The organism is Streptomyces sp. NPDC057099, from assembly GCF_042671245.1.
Taxonomy (GTDB): Bacteria; Actinomycetota; Actinomycetes; order Streptomycetales; family Streptomycetaceae; genus Streptomyces; species Streptomyces purpurascens.
Genome location: NZ_JBHUTX010000086.1, coordinates 1 through 17,725, shown reverse-complemented (window position 1 = coordinate 17,725; position 17,725 = coordinate 1). Strand labels below are relative to the sequence as shown.

19 protein-coding genes are annotated in these 17,725 nt (G+C 70.4%); 10 read left to right on the top strand and 9 right to left on the bottom strand.

The features are described 5' to 3' along the window. On the bottom strand, positions 1-1,022 hold a 1,022-nt coding region (locus ACFT4A_RS41760), incomplete at its 3' end, for a HAMP domain-containing protein (protein ID WP_382841731.1). 316 nt (positions 1,023-1,338) lie between these two features. Here ACFT4A_RS41760 and ACFT4A_RS41755 point away from each other — a divergent pair. After that, the gene (locus ACFT4A_RS41755) at positions 1,339-3,192 is read left to right on the top strand and encodes a SpoIIE family protein phosphatase (RefSeq protein ID WP_382841729.1); all 1,854 of its coding nucleotides are present in this window, start codon (positions 1,339-1,341) and stop codon (positions 3,190-3,192) included. Between the two features lie 59 nt (positions 3,193-3,251). Then, a complete protein-coding gene (locus tag ACFT4A_RS41750; protein ID WP_382841726.1) occupies positions 3,252-3,788 on the top strand; it encodes a GNAT family N-acetyltransferase in 537 nt (178 codons plus the stop codon). A 43-nt stretch (positions 3,789-3,831) separates the two neighbouring features. Here ACFT4A_RS41750 and ACFT4A_RS41745 read toward each other — a convergent pair whose 3' ends face one another. Further along, the gene (locus ACFT4A_RS41745) at positions 3,832-4,182 is read right to left on the bottom strand and encodes a transglycosylase family protein (RefSeq protein WP_382841723.1); all 351 of its coding nucleotides are present in this window, start codon (positions 4,180-4,182) and stop codon (positions 3,832-3,834) included. A gap of 217 nt (positions 4,183-4,399) precedes the next feature. Here ACFT4A_RS41745 and ACFT4A_RS41740 point away from each other — a divergent pair, with 217 nt between their 5' ends. Beyond that, complete coding sequence (locus tag ACFT4A_RS41740) at positions 4,400-5,071, top strand: pyridoxamine 5'-phosphate oxidase family protein (RefSeq protein WP_382841721.1); 672 nt, start codon at positions 4,400-4,402, stop codon at positions 5,069-5,071. 83 nt (positions 5,072-5,154) lie between these two features. Here ACFT4A_RS41740 and ACFT4A_RS41735 read toward each other — a convergent pair whose 3' ends face one another. Next, on the bottom strand, positions 5,155-5,328 hold the full coding sequence (locus ACFT4A_RS41735) for a hypothetical protein (RefSeq protein WP_382841736.1): 174 nt from the start codon (positions 5,326-5,328) through the stop codon (positions 5,155-5,157). A gap of 67 nt (positions 5,329-5,395) precedes the next feature. Between ACFT4A_RS41735 and ACFT4A_RS41730 the strand changes: the two genes are divergently transcribed. Continuing rightward, entirely contained in the window at positions 5,396-5,923 is a 528-nt protein-coding gene (locus ACFT4A_RS41730; RefSeq protein ID WP_382841718.1) for a cupin domain-containing protein, read from the top strand. A gap of 85 nt (positions 5,924-6,008) precedes the next feature. Here ACFT4A_RS41730 and ACFT4A_RS41725 read toward each other — a convergent pair whose 3' ends face one another. Further along, on the bottom strand, positions 6,009-6,203 hold the full coding sequence (locus ACFT4A_RS41725) for a hypothetical protein (protein ID WP_382841715.1): 195 nt from the start codon (positions 6,201-6,203) through the stop codon (positions 6,009-6,011). 67 nt (positions 6,204-6,270) lie between these two features. After that, the gene (locus tag ACFT4A_RS41720) at positions 6,271-6,876 is read right to left on the bottom strand and encodes a DUF998 domain-containing protein (RefSeq protein ID WP_382841713.1); all 606 of its coding nucleotides are present in this window, start codon (positions 6,874-6,876) and stop codon (positions 6,271-6,273) included. Positions 6,877-6,977: 101 nt separating this feature from the next. On the opposite strand from ACFT4A_RS41720, the gene ACFT4A_RS41715 reads away from it, so the two are divergent. The 4 genes from ACFT4A_RS41715 (at position 6,978) to ACFT4A_RS41700 (ending at position 10,372) form a co-directional block, all read left to right on the top strand. Then, positions 6,978-7,781: a DUF817 domain-containing protein gene (locus ACFT4A_RS41715; protein WP_382841710.1), complete on the top strand. Its 804-nt coding sequence runs from the start codon at positions 6,978-6,980 to the stop codon at positions 7,779-7,781. A 123-nt stretch (positions 7,782-7,904) separates the two neighbouring features. Next, positions 7,905-8,735: a PP2C family protein-serine/threonine phosphatase gene (locus tag ACFT4A_RS41710; protein ID WP_382841708.1), complete on the top strand. Its 831-nt coding sequence runs from the start codon at positions 7,905-7,907 to the stop codon at positions 8,733-8,735. Between the two features lie 59 nt (positions 8,736-8,794). Then, complete coding sequence (locus tag ACFT4A_RS41705) at positions 8,795-9,796, top strand: MASE1 domain-containing protein (protein WP_382841734.1); 1,002 nt, start codon at positions 8,795-8,797, stop codon at positions 9,794-9,796. A gap of 78 nt (positions 9,797-9,874) precedes the next feature. Then, complete coding sequence (locus tag ACFT4A_RS41700) at positions 9,875-10,372, top strand: molybdenum cofactor biosysynthesis protein (protein ID WP_382841705.1); 498 nt, start codon at positions 9,875-9,877, stop codon at positions 10,370-10,372. Between the two features lie 22 nt (positions 10,373-10,394). Here ACFT4A_RS41700 and ACFT4A_RS41695 read toward each other — a convergent pair whose 3' ends face one another. The 3 genes from ACFT4A_RS41695 to ACFT4A_RS41685 all read right to left on the bottom strand — a co-directional run bounded on the left by ACFT4A_RS41695 (position 10,395) and on the right by ACFT4A_RS41685 (position 13,316). After that, a complete protein-coding gene (locus tag ACFT4A_RS41695; protein ID WP_382841703.1) occupies positions 10,395-11,057 on the bottom strand; it encodes a YceI family protein in 663 nt (220 codons plus the stop codon). A gap of 187 nt (positions 11,058-11,244) precedes the next feature. Next, complete coding sequence (locus ACFT4A_RS41690; protein ID WP_382841700.1) at positions 11,245-12,054, bottom strand: transferase; 810 nt, start codon at positions 12,052-12,054, stop codon at positions 11,245-11,247. Beyond that, the gene (locus ACFT4A_RS41685; RefSeq protein ID WP_382841697.1) at positions 12,051-13,316 is read right to left on the bottom strand and encodes a glycosyltransferase family 4 protein; all 1,266 of its coding nucleotides are present in this window, start codon (positions 13,314-13,316) and stop codon (positions 12,051-12,053) included. Before ACFT4A_RS41685 ends, ACFT4A_RS41690 begins: the two co-directional genes overlap by 4 nt. Before the next feature lie 218 nt (positions 13,317-13,534). Between ACFT4A_RS41685 and ACFT4A_RS41680 the strand changes: the two genes are divergently transcribed. Continuing rightward, a complete protein-coding gene (locus tag ACFT4A_RS41680; RefSeq protein ID WP_382841694.1) occupies positions 13,535-15,253 on the top strand; it encodes a VanW family protein in 1,719 nt (572 codons plus the stop codon). Positions 15,254-15,368: 115 nt separating this feature from the next. Then, positions 15,369-16,766: a Tat pathway signal sequence domain protein gene (locus ACFT4A_RS41675; RefSeq protein WP_382841687.1), complete on the top strand. Its 1,398-nt coding sequence runs from the start codon at positions 15,369-15,371 to the stop codon at positions 16,764-16,766. Between the two features lie 45 nt (positions 16,767-16,811). On the opposite strand, the gene ACFT4A_RS41670 is transcribed toward ACFT4A_RS41675, so the two are convergent. Beyond that, the gene (locus ACFT4A_RS41670; RefSeq protein ID WP_382841685.1) at positions 16,812-17,585 is read right to left on the bottom strand and encodes a carbonic anhydrase; all 774 of its coding nucleotides are present in this window, start codon (positions 17,583-17,585) and stop codon (positions 16,812-16,814) included. Positions 17,586-17,725: the final 140 nt, after the last annotated feature.

Sequence of the window (17,725 nt, the reverse complement as noted above, 5' to 3'; positions counted from 1 at the left end):
TGCGCCTGCCCGCCCAGATTGCCCTCGGTGCCGACCTCGCGGGCGACCCGGGTGACCTCGCCCGCGAACGCCGACAGCTGGTCGACCATCGTGTTCACCGTCAGCTTCAGCTGCAGGATCTCGCCCCGGGCGTCCACCGTGATCTTCTGGCTCAGATCGCCGGTGGCGACCGCCGTGGTCACCTGGGCGATGTTGCGCACCTGCGAGGTGAGGTTGGACGCCATGAAGTTGACGTTGTCCGTGAGGTCCTTCCACACCCCGGACACGCCCGGCACCTGGGCGCGGCCGCCCAGCTGTCCCTCGGTGCCGACCTCGCGGGAGACCCGGGTGACCTCGTCGGCGAACGCCCGCAGCTGGTCGACCATGGTGTTCACCGTCAGTTTCAGCTCCAGCAGCTCGCCGGTCGCCTCCACCGTGACCTGCCGGGTCAGATCACCGCGCGCGACCGCCGTGGTCACCACCGCGATGTCACGCACCTGCGCGGTCAGCCGGGACGCCATCGTGTTGACGGCCTCGGTCACGTAGCGCCAGTCGCCGGACAGCCCCTGCACCGTGGCACGCCCGCCGAGGCGGCCCTCGGTACCGACCTCCCGGGAGACCCGGGTGAGCTCGCCGGTGAACAGCGACAGCTGCTCCACCATGCGGTTCACGCCGCGCCCCAGGCGTCGCAGATCACCGCGCAGCTGGCGCCTGCCGTCGTGCAGCTCGGCGCGTTGCGTCAGATCACCGTCGGCGACCGCGTCCAGGACACGTGTGGCATTCACGATCGGGACGGCCAAGGCTTCCAGCAGCGCGTTGGCCGCGTCCACGCCCGTCGCCCACCCGCCCGACCCTGGACTCGCCGCCAGCCGCTCGTCCAGCCGCCCCTGCCGGAGTACCTCGCGGCGCACGCGCTCCAGCTCCGACGCCAGGTGCGCGTTCCGCGTGGTGATCTGGTCGAACACTCCCGCCAGCTCCGCGACAATTCCTTCGGGCACGTTACCCATACGTACAGTGAAATCGCCGTCACAAAGAGAACTCATGGCCGCCAGCAGCGGACGCAACTCGGCCACCTGCACCCACTCACCCCCCGGGCCGGGTGCAGGCCGAGTCGTGGCCGCGGAACCGGGTCCACCGGGCTCCCGCTCCCCGGATTCCGGCTCAGAAGAAACGAGTTCAGAGCGAGCGACAGAATCCATGACAACACACTTCTCTTGGCGCAAAATATGACCACTCACCATTTAGGCTACATTCGTCCTGTACTCGTCCGCAGTGAGCTGGGCAGGGGTTGCCGTGAGGCCACAAGCGGGGTCGCAGACACGACGGTCCTTCGGTCCGCGTTCAACAACACCAGCACGGATGCATGTACCCGCCAACGAACTCGCGGCCGCTGCGGCACGCAAGTTCGTGCGCGCCGTGCTCACCGAACGGACCGCGCCCCACTCCCCCGAGGCACCGGCGATCAGCGACGGGTCCGTCGACGATGCCGTGCTCCTCGCCAGCGAACTGGTCACCAGCGCTGCCGCACACGCGGGGCCCGGCCTCGAAGTGGCCTGCCATCTCCAGGTCGGACCCGGACCGCACGCGCTCGGCCCCTGGGCCAGGACCGCGCAGGCCCGCGCCGGGGCCGGGTGGGTGGGTGTCGTGGTCGAGGTGCTGGAACACGGCCCCGCGGGCCGTCCCGGCGGCAGCACAAGCCCGCACAGCCCCGTGCACGGTTACCGTCGGCAACTCATGCACTCGCTGGCGGAATCCTGGGGCGTGACCTGCCGGCGCACCGGAAAGGCCACCTGGGTCCGCCTGGAATGCGCGACGGCGCGCCCGCTCGCCGCCACCGAGCACCCCGTCGCCGGCCTCCCGGCCGAGGTCACCCGCCGCCCTCCGCCACCCCCCGAGCCCGCCCTGCCGCGTGGACATCCCGGCCACCGAGCCCAGTGGGCCGAACGCGAAGGGCAGTGGTTCCTCGCCGAGGCCGGAGAACTCCTCGCCGGACAGCTGGACGAGGACATGGTCGCCGCCCTCGCCGGACAGCTCCTGGTCCCCCGACTCGCCGACTGGTGCGCCATATGGCTCACCACCGACCACGCCGGCCTACGGCTCTCCCGTGTCTGGCACACCGACGAACAGCACATCCGCACCCTCCGCCGGTCCCTGGAGAAAGACCCCCCGAGCGCCGCGCTCAGCACGACCGGCCTCCCCTGGCCCTGGCCCGAAGGCGAGAAGACCCCCAACACCGGCGGCTCCGCGCTGGCCTTCCCCCTCGTCGCCGGCGGCCGGTACCACGGCACACTCCTCATCGGCCAGGCAGGACAACCCGAACTCACCGACACCGTCGTACGACTGGTCGAAGACGTCGCCCGCCGTACGGCCCAGGCGGTGGTCACGGCCCGCCACTACACCCGCCAGGCGACCATCAGCCGTACGCTCCAGCGCCGCCAGCTCCCCACCTCGCTCGCCGCCATCCCCGGCATCGACACGGCGCTCGTCTACGAGCCCTGGGCGGAAGGCCAGACCGTCGGCGGCGACTTCTACGACCTGTTCCCCATGGGCCGGCACCGGTGGTGCTTCCTGCTCGGCGATGTCTCCGGCCACGACATGGAAGCCATGTCCGTCACCGGTCTCGCCCGCCACCTCGTACGACTTCTCGCCCGCGAGGGCCACGGCGTCGAAACCCTTCTCAACCGCCTCAACCACGCGATGACCGAGGAAGCCGCCGAAGCCACCACACCCCGCGGCGAAGGAGCCCGCCTGCTCAGCCTGCTCTACGGGGAACTCGAACCCGACCCCGCCACCGGCAGCACCCAGTGCACCATCGCCAGCGCCGGACACCCATCACCCCTACGACTGACGACCAACGGCACCGTCATATCCGCCGCGCGCCCCCAGATACTCCTCGGCGTCGAAGAACACACCAACTACCACGCCGACACCATCACGCTCACACCAGGCGAAACGCTCCTCTGTGTCACCGACGGCGTCACCGAACGCCGCAACGGCACACAGCAACTCGACGACGACAACGGCCTCGCGCGCATCCTCGCCACCTGCGCGGGGCTGGGCGCCAAGGCCATCGCCGAGCGCATCCGTCAGACCACCCATGACTTCAGCACCCAGCCCATCGCCGACGACCTGGCCATCCTCGTGCTCGAAGCGGTGCCGGTACTCAGGAGCGCGGCAACGATCACCACCAGTCGCCCTCAAGGTGAGTACTGATTCGCCGAGTGGCTGGGCAGTTGCCGGCCCGCCCTCGCGGGAGCGATCATCATGTAGGGATGTTCGACGACCAATTCCCCGTGGCACCGGCGGTGGTGCGGCTCCCCCGCTACACGAAGGCGGAGCAGGACGAGATCCTCGGCGACGGCGATGACCCCTTCGGTGTCGCCGCTGCCGGTCTGACCTGGCTGCCCAAGAGGGAACACTTCGGCATCAGGCACGGCGACCGGCTTGTGGCGCACGCGGGCCTGTTACGGCTGCCCGTCGCCTTGGGCGACGTGGAGACGGAAGTAGTAGGGGTCGGCGGTGTGGCCGTCGCACCCGACATGCAAGGCCGGGGGTTGGCTCGGCTCGTGATCCAGGCGGCACTTGATCACGCCCGCACGATGGGGCCGCAGCACGCGCTTCTGTTCTGCAGACCTGCCCTCGTGCCGCTGTACCAGCGCCTCGGGTGGCACCCGCTCGACAGCGACGTACGTGTCGAACAGCCCGAGAACCGCCTGGTGTCCATGCCGCTGCGGACCATGGTGACCGCGCTGCGCGACAACGCGTACTGGCCTTCGGAACCAGTACGCCTGCTCTCGCTCCCGATGTGACGAGCTACGTCCTGAGTGACTCAGAAACCGGCGGCGATTCCGGCTAGTTCACTCGCGCGCAGGACCATGCGGACATTCCCTGCAACGCGGCCAACCGCCTGGCCACGATGATCTGCTCTTTGCGGGTGGCCAGGTCGGCGCGCGAGGCGTACTTGCGTCCCCCGGCGGCCACCCAGCTGGACTGGGTGAACTGAAGGCCGCCGTAGTGGCCGTTGCCGGTGTTGGCCTTCCAGTTCCCGCCGGACTCGCACGCGGCGATGGCGTCCCAGTCGGGCCCGAACCGGGCAGACGGCAGGGCCTCCGCGCTGGTGGCAACGCCGAGTATCACGGCCGCCGCGAAGAGCACGAATGCCGGACTCGCCCTGCGGCGGCGGCAGTCGCTGGTTCTGATCATTTCCGCGTTCTGTGACGAAACCATATGCAGACCGTTGCATCTCGTCACATAAGTGGCGAATTGAGAACAAGAACTTCTACGCCAAAAGAAGACAGGGGCCTGAGATTCGTCGTGCTCTACTCTCTCGTGCATGGCCGGTGGTGATTTTCGGCCTGCCAGGTGACTGAATCAGTCACCTGCGCCGAGGTGAACACTGAGATCCCCGTCAGGAGGACCGTTGCACCACGATGAGCGGGCGGACCGGCCCGGAAGTCGGGGCGAGCACCAGATCCAACGTGAGTTGGGCACCGTCGGCCGCGCCGACCGGTTCTACGACGAGCAGGTGCTGGACCGGCTCAACCCACGCATGCAGGAGTTCGTGGCCCGCCAGGAGATGTTCTTCCTCGCGACCTCGGACCGCCACGGCGAGTGCGACAGCACCTTCCGGGCCGGCCCGCCCGGTTTTCTCCAAGTGCTCGACGAAGGGGCCCTGGCATACCCGGAGTACCGCGGGAACGGCGTCATGGCCTCGCTCGGCAACATCCGGGAGAACCCGCACGTCGGCCTGCTGATGATCGACTTCTCCCAGGACCGGATCGGCCTGCATGTCAACGGCCGGGCGCGGCTGGTCACCGACGACACGATGCGCCAGAGGCATCCGGACCTGCCCGTTGATCCGGTACCCGGCCGCCGTCCCCAGGTGTGGGTGGAGGTGGAGGTCGAGGAGGCGTACATCCACTGCTCGAAGCACATACCGAGGCTGGTCAAGGCGCCGCTCCGGCAGAACACGACCAGAGCGGACGGTTCCGCCGCCGAGGGCGAGCAGGCCTGGGGCACCGACGACGTCAAGCGCAAGGGTGGCGACTACTTCGGAGCGGCGGCCCAGGAGCGGGGGCTGGCTTCCCGCTGAGGGCCGGCCGGCCTTCGCCGGATGCTGCTGCACGGCGGTGAAGGTGGGCGCCGGCCCCTCTCCCCGCCACGTGGAGCGATGAGTCAGCGGTGAGCGATGCCGAGGCCGGCGAGCAGGCTCGCGACCACCTCGGTGCCGCGGGCCTTGAAACTGCGGACCGGGTTGGCCGTTTCGAGCTTGATGCTCACCGTGCAGCCGAGACCGGGTTCCATGGCCTCGCCGCGGTACAGCGGGAGGTCGAGGAACGCCAACGCCAATTGACCCATGATTGTGGCCTCAAACTGCACCCCACGGCCGGTCGATCGGCTCCATAGAGTCGTAGTCATGACGACGAAGACGAACGAGACCACGCAGACGACACAGACCGCGGACTTCAGCCCCGTCCTCACCCGCGCCGCCGACGCCGAGACGACCCGTGACCCCAGCAGCGTCATGACCCTTTTCGCGGACTCCGGCCACACCGGCGGGCGGCTCACAAGCTACCGGTCGACGTTCGCCGAAGGCGCGGTCGGAGCACCCGCCCATCTGCACACCGAGGCGTCCGAGATGTTCTTCGTGATCGACGGAGCGCTTCAGGTACTGGTGGGCGAGGAGATCACCGTCCTGGAGACGGGCGACTTCCTCGTCGTGCCGCCGCACACCCCGCACGCCTTCGCCGCGGCGCCCGGCAGGACGGCCGACGTGCTGTTCGTCTTCACCCCGGGCGCCGGCCGCTTCGACTATCTGCGGCTCCTTGGCCGGGTGATGCGCGGCGAGGCCGACCCGCAGGAGATCAAGGACTCCTCGGAGCGATTCGACAACCACTACGTCGACAGCCCGGCGTGGCGCGAGGCGCTCGCCGCGCGCGGCTGAGACGTGAAGCGGCCGCCGACGCCCTGGGGGAGGGTGCGTCGGCGGGCGCGGTCGGGAGGTGTTCCGCCTCGGATCCCGGCCGGCGTCAGAACGCCGGCATGGCGGCCACGGCTCGGCTGTCGGCGCTGCGGGCCTTGCTGATGTTGCCGACGAGGGCCCCGGCCAGCGGGAGGTTGGCGTTGCCCCAGGCGGCGTTGGACAGCTTGGTGCGCAGGTCGCTCCTCATGTTGTCCAGGGTGACCAGGCCCGGCTGGCCCCAGCCGCCGTCGCCCCAGGCCACCGCCGGACGCAGTGGCGGACGTACGTGCCGGAGGCCACGTACCGGAAGGTGTGCGGGGACTGAGGGGTCAGCCTCGGTACTCGTCGCGTGCGGTTCGAGGCAAGGAGAAGCAGGACAGGACGACCGCGAAAGGCCAGACCGACTGGATCGTCGTCACCGCGCGTTCGACCGCGCCGGGGGCGCCCTGCTGGTGGAGTTCGGCCAGGAACCATGCCGCGCCCAGTGCCATCACGGCGGTCGCCCCCAGGGAGGGAAAGGGCCTCAGGGCCCAGGGCACGGCGTCGCCCTTTCTGGCGGCCAGGACGGGCCAGGCCGCGAGGACGAGGAAGCCGACGACAGCGACCGAACCGTGGGAGAGGGAGCCGCCGCTGCTCGGCGCCGGAAACACGGCCACCGCCAAGGCCGACACACCCCCGACCGCGAGGGCCGCGCGTCCCGCGGGCGCGGCCGGGCGCAGTCCCCACGCGGTGAGCAGGTGACAGACGCCCAGGGCGATGAAGGCGGCCGTCATCACCCAGTAGCTGGAGCCGCCGGGAGCCGCGAGGACGCTGATCGTCTGGGCGGCGGGGTCGTAGGAGGGGCCTTGCAGGGATGCCGACACCGCCCAGCCCATGATCAGCACGACGGGTGCGCAGCCGGACGACAGCAGAACCCATTTCGGAACAGATCGCACCAGGACACCGTAAAGCGGATCTTCGGCTTCTCGCCGTACGAGTGGCGGGTGGGGAGGTTCGCCGCAACCGGCCGGCGTGCGGTGTCGTCCTAGAGGGCACCATGATCCCTTCAAGCTTCGCCGGCCCCTGGGCCGCACCGGTGCGTCAGCTGCTCGACTTCGCCTGGACGCAGACGCGGGCCTGCGCGTTCGCCATCGCCCTGCTGTGCGGCGTGGCCGTGTCCACGCTGTTGCCCGAGCTCCCTGTGGCGCGCTACGACTTGCTGGTGGTCTACGGCGTGCTGCTCACGCTGGTGTTCTGGATGCGCGGCTGGGAGAACGGGCGGGACGTCGCGGTCATCGCGGTCTGCCATGTCATCGGTCTGGCCTTCGAGCTGGTGAAGGTGTCGCTCGGTTCCTGGAGCTACCCGGAGCCGGCCGTGCTGAAGTTCGCCGGTGTCCCGCTGTACGGAGGGTTTCTCTACGCGGCGGTCGGCAGCTACATCTGCCGTGCCTGGCATCTGTTCGACCTGGAGATCGTGGGCTATCGGCCGCGTGCGACCGCCGTGGTGGCGGCGGCCATCTACGTCAACTTTTTCAGCCATCACTGGCTGCCCGACGTGCGGTGGGTGCTGGCCGGGCTGCTCGTGGCCGTCACGGCGGGGACGTCGGTGCGCTTCACGGTACGGGGCGTGACCCGGCGGATGCCGCTGGCCGTGTCGTTCGTCCTGATCGGGTTCTTTCTGTGGGTGGCGGAGAATCTGGCCACCCTGGTCGGCGCGTGGCGCTATCCGTATCAGGAGCACGGGTGGGAGCCCGTGGGGGTGGGGAAGTTCGGCGCCTGGGCGCTGCTGATCAGCGTGACGTTCGTCCTGGCGGCGGTCGGCCGGCGTGCGGACTCCGGGGTGGTCCGGTCGGCGCGGTGAGGGAGAGCGAGGTGCGCGAGTCGTGGTCGGAGCCCTCGACTGAGTATCATCCTATGGACGCATTTCAGGCGATTTACCACTGAGGGCTGTCACCGACCGTGACCACCCTCGCCGGAGTGATCAATGTCCCGCACCGGCACCACGGACGACGGCGACGAGCTGCTGACCAGGCTCGGGGATCTGACGGCCCAGGCACGAGCGCAGGCCGAGATGCAGCGCTCCCGGGTCGAACTGGCCCTCGCACTGCAGAGCGACATGCTCCCGCGGGATCTGCCCGTCGCCCGGCGGCTGCATCTGGCCGTGCGGTACGCGCCCGCGACCCAGGGCCTCAACGTGGGCGGCGACTGGTACGACGCCTTCACGCTGGGCGACGGCCGGATCGGTCTGTCCATCGGTGACGTCCAGGGCCACAACATCGAGGCGGCCGCGTTCATGGGGCAGGTGCGGGCCGGGCTGCGGGCCCTGGCCTCCGTCACCAGCGAGCCGGGCGAGGTCCTGGCCCGGACCAACGAACTGCTGCTGTCCCTGCGCTCGGACCTCTTCGCCACCTGCACCTTCATGCGGCTCGATCCGTGCGCCGGGGTGCTGGAGAGCGCGCGGGCCGGGCATCTGCCCTGCATCTGGGCCACGGCCGACGGGAAGTCCGGCCTCACCGCGGACGAGGGTGGTCCGCCTCTCGGTGTCCAGACGGGTTCGCTGTATCCGGTGACCCGGTACGAGCTCACCACGGGCGGTGTGTTCGTGCTGCTCACGGACGGTGTCGTGGAGGGACCGTCGATGCGGCTCGAGGAGGGGCTGGACACGGTGACGCGGCTCACCGGCATCGCGGCGGTGGCGGGCATGGACGTGGACGCGCTCGCGGCCGCCGTGATCAAGGGCGCCGAGCGTGTGGGGCACGACGACGACGCCGCCGTCCTGGTGGTCGGGCTCGACGGGCCGGACGCTCAGCCATAGGGCCGCAGGACCCCGCTCTCACCTCGCAGACGCGGCGACCTCGGTGTCTGATGGCTGCTGTGGTGGGTAGCCAGGATCTGCGCAAGCCGGTCGTTCTCGCTCTGCAGACGCTGGCCGTCGCCGCCTGCTATTACGTGTCGGGGAAGCTGGGCCTGCTGCAGGAGCTGGTCGTCGAGGGCGCGGTCGTCACCCCCATCTGGCCCCCCACCGGCGTCTCGGTCGCCTTCCTGCTGATCCTCGGGCTGCGCTGTTGGCCGGGGATCGCCCTGGGTGCCTTCCTGGTCATCGTGTCCATCACCTCCCTCACGCCGTCCTCGCTCGGCGTCCTGGCGGGCAACACGGCGGCACCGGTCGTCGGGTATCTGCTGCTGCGCCGAGCCGGATTCCGGACCGATCTCGCGCGGCTGCGCGACGGTCTCGCTCTGGTGTTCCTGGGGGCGTTCACCGCCATGCTGATCAGCTCGACCGTGGGCGCCGGCCTGCTGATCGCCACGGGCAAGCTCGACTGGCCGAGCTTCTGGGCCGTGTGGCTGGCCTGGTGGGTGGGTGACGCCATGGGCGTACTGATCGTCACCCCGGTGCTGCTCCTGCTGGTCCGCATCCGCCGGCCCCTGCGGCTGACGCGCTGGAAGGAGGCCTCGGGCCTGGCGCTGATCGCCTGCTGTGTCGTTCCGCTGGCCGCGCACAGCTGGCTCAGTCTCCTGTTCCTCGTCTATCCCCTGCTGATCTGGGCGGCTCTGCGTTTCCAGCTGGCGGGCAGCATGCTGTGCGCCCTCTTCGCCTCGATCATGGTCACGGTGGCGGCGACCGACCGGGTCGGGCCGTTCGGGGGGCTCAGCCGCGTGGAGGTGATGCTCAAGCTGCAGGCCTTCAACGGGGCGATGGCCCTGACGGCGCTCATCCTGTCGGCCGTGATCACCGAGCAGATCAACACCCGGCGCTCCGTGGAGCGCGCCTGCCAGGAACTGGTCGAGGTCCTGGAGCACCTCACCGCCGGCGAGTCGGCGGACGGCCGGGGACCTCCGGAGCAGGGCGGGCTCGGGCGGAGACAGGACGGGTGACGGGCCGGGGCGCCGTACGCCTCCGCCGGTCGGGGGACGCGAGGCCGGGAGTGGTCACCCGTACGTAGGGTGGGCGTCATGACCGAGGTGGAGGTGCTGCAGCTGCTGGTGTCCCCCGCGCACCGGCTGGCCGGACGACCGGCGGACGGGCCCTCCCCCGGCCCGTCGGACGAGCGCGTCGCCCGGGCGGAGGTACGCCGCGGCCTGGGGCTGGTCGGTGACCGCTACTACGCCCGGCCCGCGCACCGGAACGCGTCGGTGACCATCATGGCCTCGGAGAGCCTCCCGGAGGACGCCGACCTGCGGCACACGCGCCGGAACATCCTGCTCAGAGGCGTCGACATCGACTCCTGCATCGGTGCGACGATCTCCCTCGACTGCGGAGAGGGGCCGGTGGAGTTCGCCGTGCGCCGGGCCGCCCGGCCCTGCGCCTGGATGGACGTGACGATCGGTCCCGGCGCCCAGCGTGCCCTGCGTGGGCGGGGCGGCGTGCGGTGCGTGCCGCTGAGCGACGGGGTCCTCACGCTCGGCCCGGCCACGTTCCGGGTCGTGGCCGGGGCCGACGCCGTGTCGTGAGCCGTACGGCAGCCCGGCGTGGTCAGCCGGCCGACGGGGCCATGCGGATGGCGGCGATGTCGAGCTGCAGGCGCACCTTCTCGCTCACCATCGCACCGCCCTCGGCCAGCCTGCTGTTGTAGGTCAGCCCCCAGTCGGAGCGGTTGATGGTCGTGGTGCCGTCGAATCCGGCCCTTTCGTATCCGAAGGGGTCGGTGACGTGTCCGATGTAGGTCAAATCCAGTACGACGGGGCGTGAGACGCCTTTGATGGTGAGCTCGCCCGACATGCGGAAAAGGTCGGCCCCCGCGTGTTCCACGCCGGTGCTGGTGAAGCGCATACGCGGATAGGTGGCGGCGTCCAGGAAGTCACGGCCGACCAGGTGGGCGTCGCGTTGTTCCACCCCGGTGTCGACGCTGGAGGTGAACAGTGTGATGTCGGCCCGCGACCGGGCGGGGTCGCGCGCGTCGAAGTAGAGCCGGCTTTCGTACTCCAGGAAACAGCCGCGCACGGTGGTCACCATGGCGTGCCGGACGGAGAAGCCGATCCTGCTGTGCGCGGGGTCGACGACCCATTCACCGGTGAGGTTCGTCAGGTGGGGGTCCGGCAGCACGGCAGTGGGGGATGCCGGTGCGCCGGCCGGACGCTGCGGGGGGACGGGCGGCGTCTGCCGGCGGGACGACACGACGCGGTTGAACAGGTTCATGATTCATCTAGGTACTTGAGTTTGGTTATTGCCGCAAGTCCCCTTCCCTTTTGCGGCCGTTGAGAACGAGCACCTGACCTTTTTGCCGCCGCTTTGCACAAAACCCACACATGCCTGTCGCGGCGCTTTGACGAAATAACCACCCGAAACTCCATGGATTTTCATTTCGGGCATGTCGGTATTCGGCTTACGTCATCTCGATCGCGAGGTCGTTGTCGACGGTGTAGTAAGGACGCGCGGCGGTTCCGTCCGCGGTGATGGCCGGATAGACGTACACGTGCTTGCGGTCGGCCACGTCGTCGAGGAGCCGGCCGATCCTGATCGGCCGCGCGTCGGCGGTGGGCCGGACGAAGGCGTCCCAGAACCGGCCGGCTCCCCCGCCCTCGACCGCCAGGTCGTTCCGGTCGGCGGTGAAGGAGAAGCCTCTGCCGTCCTCGTCGATCCGGGGGCGCAGGCTCCGTACGGTGTCGCTGCCGCGCAGGCGCAGCCGCACGCTGGCGTCCTCGTGGAGCCGGGCGCCGTGCAGACGGGCCTCGACCGTGATGGTGTGGTCGGTGACGTCGAGGGTGCGGGCCTCGGCGTGGGCGGTGCGCAGCCAGGCCCGCAGGGCGAGGAAGCCGTCCTTCGTGACGTACGGGATCCTCACGGCGATGGGCGAGGGCCGGTCGCGGAGGTGTCCGTCGACGAGGGCGCGCAGGTCCCGCAGGCCGGGGCGCAGCCGCTGTCGTTCGGCTCCCGGTTCCGGCAGCAGATGGAGGTCCCAGCGGCCTTCGTCGAGTGCCTGGTGCGGTTCCAGCACGGCGTGCCACTTGCCGTCGGCCGGGCCGGGTTCCAGGTCGAGGTGGTGGCGGGTCGTCTCGGGCCGGCCCTTCTTGGGGCGCAGCACCAGGAGCAGCCGGGGGCGGGCGGCCGAAGTCGGGGGGAGGCGGAAGGTGATCCGGCCGTCCGTGTCGATGGCGCAGTCGGTGCGCAGGGAGGTGTCGTGCTGCTTGCTCATCGTTGTCCCTTCCGTATCGCGCGCAGGGCGCCGGCGGCCGCGGTGTGGACGAGGTCGCGGGCGGCGTGGCCCCGTCCGGCCAGCGGACTGTCCGTCCCGCGGTGTTGCCCGGTGGCCCGCCTGCCGGTGTTCTTGGCCGTCATGGCCTCGTCGATGATGCGTTCGGCCTGTGCGACGACGGGGCCGGGGGCGAAGCGCTGGGCGTTCTCCAGGGCGGTGCGGCCCATGCGGCGGCGTCGCTCGTCGTCGCCGACGAGTTCCAGCAGGGCCGAGGCGAGGGCGTCGCGGTCTCCGACCGGCACCAGCCGGCCGTCCGCGCCGTCCTTGATGATCTCGCCGGGGCCGTAGGGGCAGTCGGTGCTGACGACGGGCAGTCCGCAGCGCATCGCCTCGACGATCGTCATGCCGAACGGCTCGAAGTCGGACGTGGCCGCGGCGATGGAGGCCTTGGCCCATTCAGCCTCCATGGGGGTGGCGGCCCCCATCAGGAACACGTTGTTCCACAGGCCGAGGCGTTCGATGAGCTGCCGCAGGGCGGGCTGTTCCTCGCCCTTGCCGTAGATGCGCAGCTGCCAGTCAGGGTGCGCGGCGGCGACCTGGGCGAACGCCTCGATGAGGAGGTCGTAGCGCTTCACCCGCACGAGCCGGCCTGCGGCGATGACGATCTTGGCGTTGCCGTCGGCGGGAGGCAGCGCGGGGTCGGGAACGCTGTTCGGGAGGGCCTCCACATGGACGCCGGGCAGCCACATCTTGCGTCGGTAGGCGGCGGCGTCCGCCTCCGTGACGGTGGTGACGACGTCGAGGCGGCGGTAGGCGCGGCGCAGCGCGGTGCGCAGCCGCGGCGAGTGGTTGTCCAGGGTGAGGTGTTCCTGGCCGACGCGCAGGACGTGCTGCGGGGCCTGGCGTGCGATGTGCACATTGAGGCCCGGGCGGGTGCCGATGACGACGTCGGCGTCGAGCGACTCGAGGTGCTCGCCGATCCGCTGGTCGGTCAGCTCGCTGTACTGGTGGTGGCGGTACTCGGCGGGCGGGTACACCCGCGCCGGTCTCCGGTGCAGCGGATCGTCCGCTTCCTTGCGCAGGTCCACCAGCGACCGCAGCCGCACCCGGGGGTGCGGGGTGAGGTTGGGGTGCTCGCGGTGGCGTAAAGCGGAGACGATCTCGACGTCGTGCCGCTCGGCGAGGGCCCCGGCCAGGTTGAACGTGGTGGTGATCGTGCCTCCGATCCCGTAGGCGTTGTGGATCAGGAAAGAGATCTTCATGGTGGCCTAGACCGCGTCGGCGACCTGAGCGTTGTTCGTCGTTACCACTCTGTGGCCGTGGGGCGCAGGGCGGGCTTTCCCGCCGGTTCCGACGTGATCTCGGACATAAGTGGTCTGGGCCATACCGGTTTGCCGCCCGGTTGTGGATAGCTTGATGTGTTTGCCCCCAGCAGCGTCGCGTCATCGGGTGCACTCTCGTATCGATCTTCAGGAGACCCATGCGCCCCCGCATATCCTCCGTTCCGCGTATCACGTCCCTTCCGCCGTTCGCCCTGGCCGGCGGCGCGCTGGCCGTGGGGGTCGGCGGGCTGTATCTGGCGGGGCTGATGCTCACGGGCGGGGAGATCGACACCGGCACGACGGTGCGCGGGGTGGAGATCGGAGGACTGAGCCGTGCGGAGGCGGTGCGGAAGCTGGAGCGGCGGCTGGGCGCGGACGGCTCGCGGGAACTGCCCGTGAAGGTCGGGGAGCGCACGGGCTCGGTCGATCCGCAGCGCGCCGGGCTCTCCTTCGACGTCGCGGAGACCGTCGACCGGGCGGCACGCACCGGTGCCGATCCCTTCAGCGTGTTCGGCGGGTTCTTCCGTTCGGGCGGCGTGATCGAGCCGGTCGTACGTCTCGACGAGGACAAGGCCCGGGCGGCCCTCGGGCGGCTGGCGAAGGGGCTCGACCAGAAGGTCCGTGACGGTGCCGTCTCCTTCGACGGCGGGCGGGTCGAGGAGGTCGCGCCGCGCACGGGGTACGCGCTGGACGTGAACGCCGCGGTCACTCCCCTGCGCGACTCCTTCCTGCGCGGGGACGCCGACGCGGTCACGTCGCTGCCGGCCCGTGAGACCCGGCCGAAGGTCACGGCCGACGAGGTGCGGCGGGCGGTGCGTACGTTCGCGGAGCCGGCCGTGTCGGCGCCCGTCACGCTCACCGCGGGCGGCAAGCGGTTCACGGTCGGCCAGGACGTGCTGGGCGAGCATCTGTCCCTGCGGCCGGACGGCGACGGCAGGCTGAGACCGGAGCTCGACGCCAAGGGGCTGCGCGCCGACCCCGCCGTGGCCGGCCCGCTGGACGAGGTCACCACCACCGCCGAGAACGCCAGACTGGGGGCGGTCGGCGACAAGGTCGTGGTCGAAGAGGACGCCAGGGTCGGCCAGGAGGTGACCGACAAGGCGCTGGGCAAGGCGGTGCTGCCGCTGCTCACGCGCTCGGGCGCCGACCGCGACGGCGAGGTGGCCGTACGCGAGACCCAGCCGGAGGTGACCCGGGAGAACGCCCCGGAGCTGGGGCTGACGGAGAAGATGTCCTCCTTCACCGTCCACTTCGAACCGGCCGAGTACCGCACGAAGAACATCGGCCGGGCGGTGGAACTCATCAACGGCTCCGTCGTCGGGCCCGACGAGACGTGGAGCTTCAACCGGACCGTCGGCGAGCGCACCGAGGCCAACAGCTTCGTCGAGGGCATCATCATCCTCGACGACAAGTTCACGAAGGCGTCCGGCGGCGGCGTCTCGGCCGTCGCGACGACCATGTACAACGCGCTGTTCTTCGCCGGGGTCAAGCCCGTGGAGCACGGCGCGCACTCCTTCTACATCGAGCGCTACCCGGAGGGCCGCGAGGCCACGGTCGCCTGGGGCAGCCTGGACCTGAGGTTCACCAACGACTCCGGCAAGGCGATCTACATCCAGGCCGAGTCCACGGACACGTCCGTGACCGTCTCCTTCCTCGGCACCCGCAAGTACGACGAGATCAAGTCGGTCAAGGGGCCGCGCACCGAGGTGAAGAAGCCGTCGAAGAAGGAGAGCAAGGACAAGGAGTGCGTCCCGCAGACGCCCCTCGAAGGGTTCGACGTCACCGTGGACCGGGTCTTCTACAACGACGGCCGGGAAGTGAAACGGGAGCCGTACCGCACGCACTACACGCCGCGTGACGAGATCGTGTGCGAGTGATCCACCCCCCGTTCGTCTTCTCCCGGAACTCTCCTTTTGCGCCGGGGCGTTGACCCGTCCTCAGGGCGTCAGCAGAATGAGCGCGCACTGCTGAGAGCGCTCTCAAGGGAGATCCATGACTGGCAGACAAGTCCCGGCGTTCAGCCGGCGTTCGCTCATCGGTGCCGGACTCGGCATCGGTGCCGTGGGACTCGCCGCGGCCGGCTCCGGGCAGGCCGTGGCCACCGGTTCGGCCGGCGCCGGCCGGGGATCCGCCCCGGCTCGAGGACAGGCCTTCCTCGCCGCGGCCATGGACGCCTATCCCGACCACGGCGGCATCCGCCTGACCCAGAGCTACACGGACCAGGCCGGCCTGTTCAGCACCGCGTTCACCTACGACAACGCCCTGGCGGTCCTGGCCCACCTCGCGGCCCGGACCGAGGGCGCTCTCACCCGGGCGACGGCGTTGGGCGACGCCCTCCTCTACGCCCAGTCGCACGACCCTTCGTACGACGACGGCAGGCTCCGACAGGCCTACAACGTCGGGCCGTACACCTTCTACGACGGTTCGAGGCAGCCGGACGGCTTCGTACGGGCGGACGGCAGCGCAAACGTCGGCACGCAGTTCGGCTTCACCGGCACGTCGGTGGGCGACATGGCCTGGGCGGGGATCGCGCTGAGCGCGCTCGCCCGCCGCACCAAGGCACGCCGCTTCCTCACCGGGGCCGTACGCATCGGCGAGTGGATCGAGCGCACCGGCCGGACCGACGAGCCGCTCGGCGGCTACAAGTTCGGGGTGGACGGGGCGAACCAGAGGCTGCCGTTCACCTCCACCGAGCACAACACGGACCTGGTGTGTCTCTTCGGCCGGCTCGCCCGGCTCACCGGGGACCGGGTGTGGGCGGCACGGCGCGGGCGGGCCGAGGCGTTCGTGCGGAGGATGTGGGAGCCGTCCGGGGGCTTCTTCTACACCGGCACGAACGACGGCGTGACCGTCAACAAGTCCCCGATCCCGGAGGACACACAGACCTGGACCCATCTCGCCCTCGGCTCCGGTGGCCGTGGGTACGCGCGTTCGCTGGACTGGGCCGCGGCCGAGCTGGCCGTCCTGGATCACGCCGGGCGCAGGAACAGCACGGTGCCCGCGGGGCAGTCGTACGAGGGGGTCACCTTCAGCTCGGCGAGCCTCGTGGCGAACGAGGACGCGCCGATCGCCGAGGGGCAGCCCAGGCCCGACCGCGACGGGGTGTGGTTCGAGGGGACGGCCCACCTCGCACTCGCCCTGCGGGACCGGCGGGACCGTGGTGACGAGGCATGCGCCCGGCGTCTGATCGCCTCGATCGAGCAGGCCCAGGACCTGCTGGGCGGCGGTCAGACCGTCGGCGGCAAGGCCCTCCCCGAGCGGGCCGGAGTCGTATCCGCGAGCAGTCCGCTGGACACCGGGTTCGGCTTCGGCTACTACCCGTACCGGCACACGGGGGCGACCGCCTGGTACCTGATGGCGGCGGCGCGCTTCAATCCGCTGCGGGCGTGACAGGGCTGCCCGGTCCGCCGAAGCGTGCGGCGGACCGGCAGCTTCTCAACGGACCTGGTGGACGGTCTGGTCGGTCAGTTCGTAGCGGGCGCCCACGATCGCCAGCCTGCCGGTGGTGATCCTGGCGGCGAGGTCGGGCTCCGCTTCCAGCTTGGAGCGTACGAGCCTGACATTGGCGGATACGGTCGCGTCGATGCGGGCGTCGCCTTCCTTGCTGTGGTCTATGGCCGGACTGATCTGGTCGGCCAGGTACTGGATGTGCGCGGGCAGCCGACTCCCGGACTGCTCGGCCTCGACAGCGGCGCGCACCGCGCCGCACGACTGGTGCCCGAGCACCACGACCAGGGGTATGCCGAGTTCCAGAACGCCGTAGGCGACGCTGCCGAGCACGGCCTCGTCCAGGACCTCGCCGGCGGTGCGGACGGTCATCAGGTCGCCCAGCCCCTGGTCGAAGACCAGCTCCGGGGGGACGCGGGAGTCGATGCAGCCGAGCACGACCGCGAAGGGGTGCTGGGCGGTGGCCAACGTCCGCCGGATCTCCGGGGCTTCGTGCGGGTGGCGTTCGCGGTAGGCACGCCAGCGGCGGTTGCCCGCGGCCAGCTCCTTGAGGGCCTCGGCCGGGGTGCCGGGCCGTGAGCCTCGGGTGGGGGCGGCGGTGGCCGGCCGGGCGGCGGCGAGGCCAGCGCCGAGGGCTGCGGCCCCGGTCAGCGCGGTGCGCAGGAGAGTGCGGCGGACGGTGCCACCGGTGGTCGGCCGTGGACCGGCGAAGGGGTGCGGTTCACGGCCGGCGCCTCTGTGGGCAGCGGAATCTGTGTTCACGACCAGAACGTATGCCCGAATGTGCGCCCGGCCGCGTTTCTTGCCGTTTCATGGTGAGAGTTGGGTAAGTGATGTTCTTACCTTGAACGGTTTTTGACGGTCCTTCAGAGGAAAGGGCAGAACGCCCCGGGCCGACCCTG